The following is a 5,271-nucleotide window of genomic DNA, read 5'->3' as shown; positions in this document are numbered from 1 at the left end:
GGGGGCGGAGACCGCTGCGACGCCGCCCGGCGTTCAGCCCTGCGGGCGGCCGGCGTTGCGGCCGGCCATGAAGCGGTCGAACTCTTCCTGATCGCGGGCGCGGCGCAGGTTCTGCAGGAAGGCATCGAACTCGTCGCGCATCTCGTCCAGCCGGCGGCGCTCGGCCTCCAGCCGCTCCAGTTCGCGGGCGCGATAGTCATCGAACGCCGCATTGCCGGTGCGGCCGAAGCCGGACGAGCCGGACGCCGCGCCCGCGCCGGGGCTGCACGCCGTGGCGCGCCGGAAGCTGCCGCGCAGATCGTCGGCGAAGCGGTGGAAGTGATCGCCCCACAGAATGTAGGCGACCATCAGCAGGCCCAGCGGCCACCACAGGATGAAGGCGGCGACCGTCGCCACATAGACCAGCGGGCCGCGAACGGGACGGGAAAAGGCGGTGGAAGTCATCGTCGGCTCCGGGGTGAGGAACAGGCACCCCGGAGATCTGGGTTTTCCACAGGCGCGCTTCAAGAGCCGACAGGACGGGCGCGCCGCCCCGGATACGAAAACGGCGCCCCGAGGAGCGCCGTTCCGGTGGAGGGGCAGATCAGACGGCCTCAGGCGCCGGCGGTGGCCAGCAGCGCCCTGGCCTGCCCGATCCAGTCATCCCGCTCCACGCGACCGGGAAAGCCGATGCGCTCTTCGATGCGGGCGATCCCGTCGGCATCGAGGGCGGCAATGTCGGCATAGCTCGCATAGCCGAGGTCGCGCAGCGCCTTGGCGATGGAGGGGCCGACGCCCTTGATCCTGCCGAGATTGTCGCCGGTGGCGCCGCCGAGACCGCCGCCGAGCGGGGGCACCGCGCCGCGGTCCTTCGGCACGGCTCTGGCGCGCGGGGTGCGTGCCTTGGCGGCCCGGGCCTTCGTCGCCGGCTCGGCCGCCGGTTCCGCGGCGGCGTCCGGTGCGGCCTCGGCGGGCGGGCCGAAGCCGGGGAAATGCGGCTGGTCGCCGGCCGCGGCCTCCGGGGCTGCGGTTTCGGACTGCGCCGTGGGGGCCGCTTCGGCGGCCGTCTCCGAAGCCGTCTCCGGCTGCGCGGGCGCCGGGGCGGCCGCCGGTTCCGCGGCAGGGACGTCTGCAACTGCGGCTTCCGCAACCGGGGCCTCAGCGATCCGGGTCTCAGCCACGGGAACGTCCGCGACTGGAACGTCCGCGACGGGGGCTTCCGCCGTCACCGGCGCGGCCTCTTCCACGGGTGCCGGTTCCGCAGCGGCGGGCTGCGCCACGACATCGCTGCGGCGCGGGGCGCGGTCGAAGGTCCAGACGAAATCGGCGATGCGCGGCGCAATCTCGGAGCGGAAGCGCGAGCCGTTGAAAACGCCGTAGTGACCGACGCCCAGTTGCAGGTAATGGTGCTTGCGGTCGGCCGGAATGCCGGTGCACAGCGCCTGCGTGGCTTCGGTCTGGCCTACGCCGGAGATATCGTCCTTCTCGCCCTCGATGGTGAACAGCGCGGTGCGGACGATCTTCGTCAGGTCCACCGGCGTGGAGCGATACATCATCCGCCCGTCGGGCAGGTCGTGATTGAGGAAAACGGTTTCGACGGTCTGCAGGAAGAACTCGGCCGTGAGGTCCATGACGGCCAGATATTCGTCATAGAACTCGCGGTGCTTGCGCGTGGAATCGCCGTCGCCCTTCACCATGCTGTCGTAGAAGATACGATGCGCATCGTAATGGCGATCGTAGTTCATCGCCAGAAAGCCGGAGAGCTGCAGGAACCCCGGATAGACCCGCCGCATGAAGCCCGGATAGGGGAACGGCACCGTCATGATGACATTGCGCCGGAACCAGTCGATGCCGCGTTTCTTGGCGGTGTGGTTCACTTCGGTCGGGTTGATGCGGGTGTCGATCGGCCCGCCCATCAGGATCAGCGATGCCGGGGCGGCGGGGTCGCCGGCGGCTTCCATCACCGCGGTGGCGGCCAGCGCCGGCACGGCCGGCTGGCACACCGCCATCACATGGGTGTTGGGGCCCAGATGGTGCAGGATGCCGATCAGGTAATCGATATAGGTGTCGAGGTCGAAGCGCCCGGCCGAGAGCGGCACCGTGCGCGCGTCGGTCCAGTCGGTAATGTAGACATCGTGGCGCGGCAGCATCTCTTCCACCGTGCCGCGCAGCAGCGTGGCATAGTGGCCGGACATCGGCGCCACGATGAGCAGGCGCGGGTGCTGGGCGCTGGCCTCCGGCGTGCCGCGCACGAAGCGGATGAGGCGGCAGAACGGCATCGCCCAGACCACTTCCTCGCGCACCGGCACCCGCACCCCGCCGACGACGGTGCTGGAAATGCCGAAGGCCGGCTTGCCGTAGACCCGGGTGGTGCGCTCGAACACCTCCAGCGCCGCCACGATGGAGCGGCCGAACGGTGTGTAGGCCATGGGATTGGCCGGGTTGCGGAAATAAAGCCGTGTTGCGTCCGCCACGGCCCGCAGGGGGCTGAGTGCCGCGTGGTTCAGTTCATAGAGCTGATAATTCACCGCTGCTGTCCCGTTCTGTCGTCCGCCCGCGGGCCGCATCTTCCGCCCCGCCGGCCGGGCGACGCCCCATCTCCGGCCCCGCGCGTCTGGCGGGCATTTTCTGTCATGTTGCAACGGCGGCCGCGCCGCGTCACGTCCGTTGCGCAAAAAAACGGCTTTGCCTGCTGTTTTGCCGGGCAAAGAAAGCCGGCGCCGCGTCACGCCGGCGACACTTGGGCACCGGCGACAACGCCACGATTAATTCATTGTGCGCTGCACAATTCTTAAGGCTTTTGTCGGCTCAGGGCAAGAAGGTGTCTGGCCGGTTGCAGTCGAACGGCCGGACGGGCTGCGGCAGCGCAACCATTTTGCGGACGGAGGGCGAACGTTCACCGCGCCGCGTTGACTGAACCCTGCGACCTGATATTGCAGAAGGCGTTCCCGGCGCCGGGGGCCGTCGTTCTGCCGCCCGGCAGTCTGCCGGCCGTGCGCGCGCTCCGGCGTCGCTGTGACCCGGTGTCGATGTGAAGGGCCCATGACGGACAGCCTGACCCAGCACGATCCGTTCCCGGCGGGCGCCCCGCCGGCGGGCGAGGACGCCGACAGCGAGAATCACGCCCTTCTGGCGTCTGCCGTGCGTCTGCTGGCGATCGATGCGGTGGAGGCGGCGGCATCCGGCCATCCGGGCCTGCCGCTCGGCGCCGCCGATGTCGCCACGGTGCTGTTCGGCGGGGTGATGAAGTTCGATCCCACCAGTCCGTGGTGGCCCGACCGCGATCGCTTCGTGCTGTCGGCCGGCCACGGCTCGGCGCTGCTCTATGCTCTCCTGCATCTCACGGGCTACGAGGATTTTTCCCTTGAGGTGCTGAAGCGCTTTCGCCAGCTCGGCTCGCCGGCTGCGGGCCACCCGGAATATGGCGCCGCCGCCGGCATCGAAACCACCACCGGTCCGCTCGGGCAGGGGCTGGCCAATGCGGTGGGCATGGCGCTGGCGGAGCGCATGCTGAATGCCCGCTTCGGGGATGCTCTGGTCGACCACCGCACCTGGGTGCTGGCCTCCGACGGCGACCTGATGGAGGGCCTCTCGCAGGAGGCGATCTCCATCGCCGGCCACCTGAAGCTGAACCGGCTGACCGTACTCTGGGACAACAACGGCATTTCCATCGACGGCGCGGTGTCGCTGACCGAATCCGGCGACATGCTGCGCCGCTTCGAGGCTGCCGGGTGGGAGGCCGTGTCCATCGACGGCCATGACCCCGGCGCCATTCTGGCCGCGCTGCAGGCTGCACGCGACAGCGACCGGCCGACGCTGATCGGCGCCCGCACCGTCATCGGCCGCGGCGCGCCCGGCCGGCAGGGCACGGCGGCGGTGCACGGCGCGCCGCTGGGGCCGGCCGAGGCGGCGCTGACGCGCGCCGGGCTGGGGTTCGGCGCGGTGGCGCCGTTCGAGGTGCCGTGCGAGGTGCGCGACCTGTGGCGCATGGCGGGCCTGCGCTGCGTTCACGAGCGCAAGGCGTGGGAAAAGCGCTATCGCGCGCTGCCGCCGGAAGAGCGCGGCGAGTTCGACCGCCGCATGCGCGGCCAGTTGCCGCCCGGCCTCGGCGAGGCGCTGTCGGCGCTGTCGGCCGATCTGGTGCGCCGGCAGCCGGCCATGGCCACCCGCAAGGCCTCCGAACTGGCGCTGGAGGTGATCGCCGGCCTGGCGCCGGAGCTGGTCGGCGGCTCGGCCGACCTGTCCGGCTCCAACAACACGCTGGTGGCGGGGCAGAGCGCGGTCGCGCCCGGCGACTATCGCGGCACTTACGTCCACTGGGGCATCCGCGAACATGCCATGGCGGCGGCCATGAACGGGCTGGCGCTGCATGGCGGCTTTTTGCCCTATGGCGGGACCTTCCTCGTTTTCTCTGATTATTGCCGCCCGGCGATCCGGCTCGCCGCGCTGATGGGCGTGCGAGTCGTGTTCGTGATGACGCACGATTCCATCGGTCTCGGCGAGGACGGGCCGACGCACCAGCCGGTGGAGCATCTGGCGGGATTGCGGATCATTCCCGGCCTCACCGTGCTGCGCCCGGCCGACGCTGTGGAAACGGCGGAGTGCTGGCAGGCGGCGCTGGAGCGGGCGAAAGGTCCGGCCGTGCTGGTGCTGTCGCGGCAGAGCCTGCCGGCGCTGCGCGAGCGCGAGGCGCGGGAGAACCTGACGGCGCGCGGGGCCTATGAGCTGCGCGCGGCGGGCTGCGGCCCGGCGCAGGTGACGCTGTTTGCCTCCGGGTCGGAGGTGAGCGTTGCGGTGGCCGCCCGGGCGGTGCTGGAAGAAGAGGGCATCGGCACGCGCGTGGTGTCGGTGCCGTCGTTCGAGCTGTTCTGTGCCCAGTCTCCGGCCTACCGGGCGGAGGTGACCGGCACGGCGCCGGTGCGCATTGCCGTGGAGGCGGCGATCCGCACCGGATGGGACCGCTTCATCGGCGATGCGGGCCATTTTGTCGGCATGAGCGGCTTTGGCGCCAGCGCCCCGGCCGGCGTGCTGTTCTCCCGCTTCGGCATCACGCCGCTGAAGGTGGTGGAAGTTGCCCGGGCTGCCGTCGCGCGCACTGCCGGTGCGCCGGACGGCCCGGCAAAAGCCGGGGAAGAGCCGGCAGATTGATCCAGTCGGTTTTCCGCACGGGGAACCGGCTTTATGTGACATACGACGGGAGGCAGCGGCGGTTGCCGCGCGCCTCGCCCAATCCATCGAACGGAGAGACGCCATGGCTGTGAAAGTAGCGATCAACGGTTTCGGCCGCATCGG

3 protein-coding genes are annotated in these 5,271 nt (G+C 70.4%); 1 reads left to right on the top strand and 2 read right to left on the bottom strand.

The features are described from left to right. Positions 1 to 33: 33 nt before the first annotated feature. Positions 34 to 444: a DUF2852 domain-containing protein gene (locus tag V7067_RS14165; protein ID WP_334176550.1), complete on the bottom strand. Its 411-nt coding sequence runs from the start codon at positions 442 to 444 to the stop codon at positions 34 to 36. Positions 445 to 593: 149 nt separating this feature from the next. Then, a complete protein-coding gene (gene phaZ, locus V7067_RS14160; protein WP_334176549.1) occupies positions 594 to 2,507 on the bottom strand; it encodes a polyhydroxyalkanoate depolymerase in 1,914 nt (637 codons plus the stop codon). A 514-nt stretch (positions 2,508 to 3,021) separates the two neighbouring features. Between phaZ and tkt the strand changes: the two genes are divergently transcribed. Next, positions 3,022 to 5,127 (top strand): transketolase, encoded by a 2,106-nt coding sequence (tkt, locus tag V7067_RS14155; protein ID WP_334176548.1) that lies wholly within the window; start codon positions 3,022 to 3,024, stop codon positions 5,125 to 5,127. The last annotated feature ends 144 nt before the right edge of the window (positions 5,128 to 5,271 follow it).

This window comes from Pseudoxanthobacter sp., assembly GCF_036822375.1.
Lineage (GTDB): Bacteria > Pseudomonadota > Alphaproteobacteria > Rhizobiales > Segnochrobactraceae > Pseudoxanthobacter.
This window is presented reverse-complemented; position numbering and strand designations above follow the sequence as displayed.

What these genes read in the sequence shown, in the direction of transcription:
- V7067_RS14165 (WP_334176550.1), bottom strand. Translation starts at nt 444, where the DNA reads ATGACTTCCACCGCCTTTTCCCGTCCCGTTCGCGGCCCGCTGGTCTAT.
- tkt (WP_334176548.1), top strand. Translation starts at nt 3,022, where the DNA reads ATGACGGACAGCCTGACCCAGCACGATCCGTTCCCGGCGGGCGCCCCG.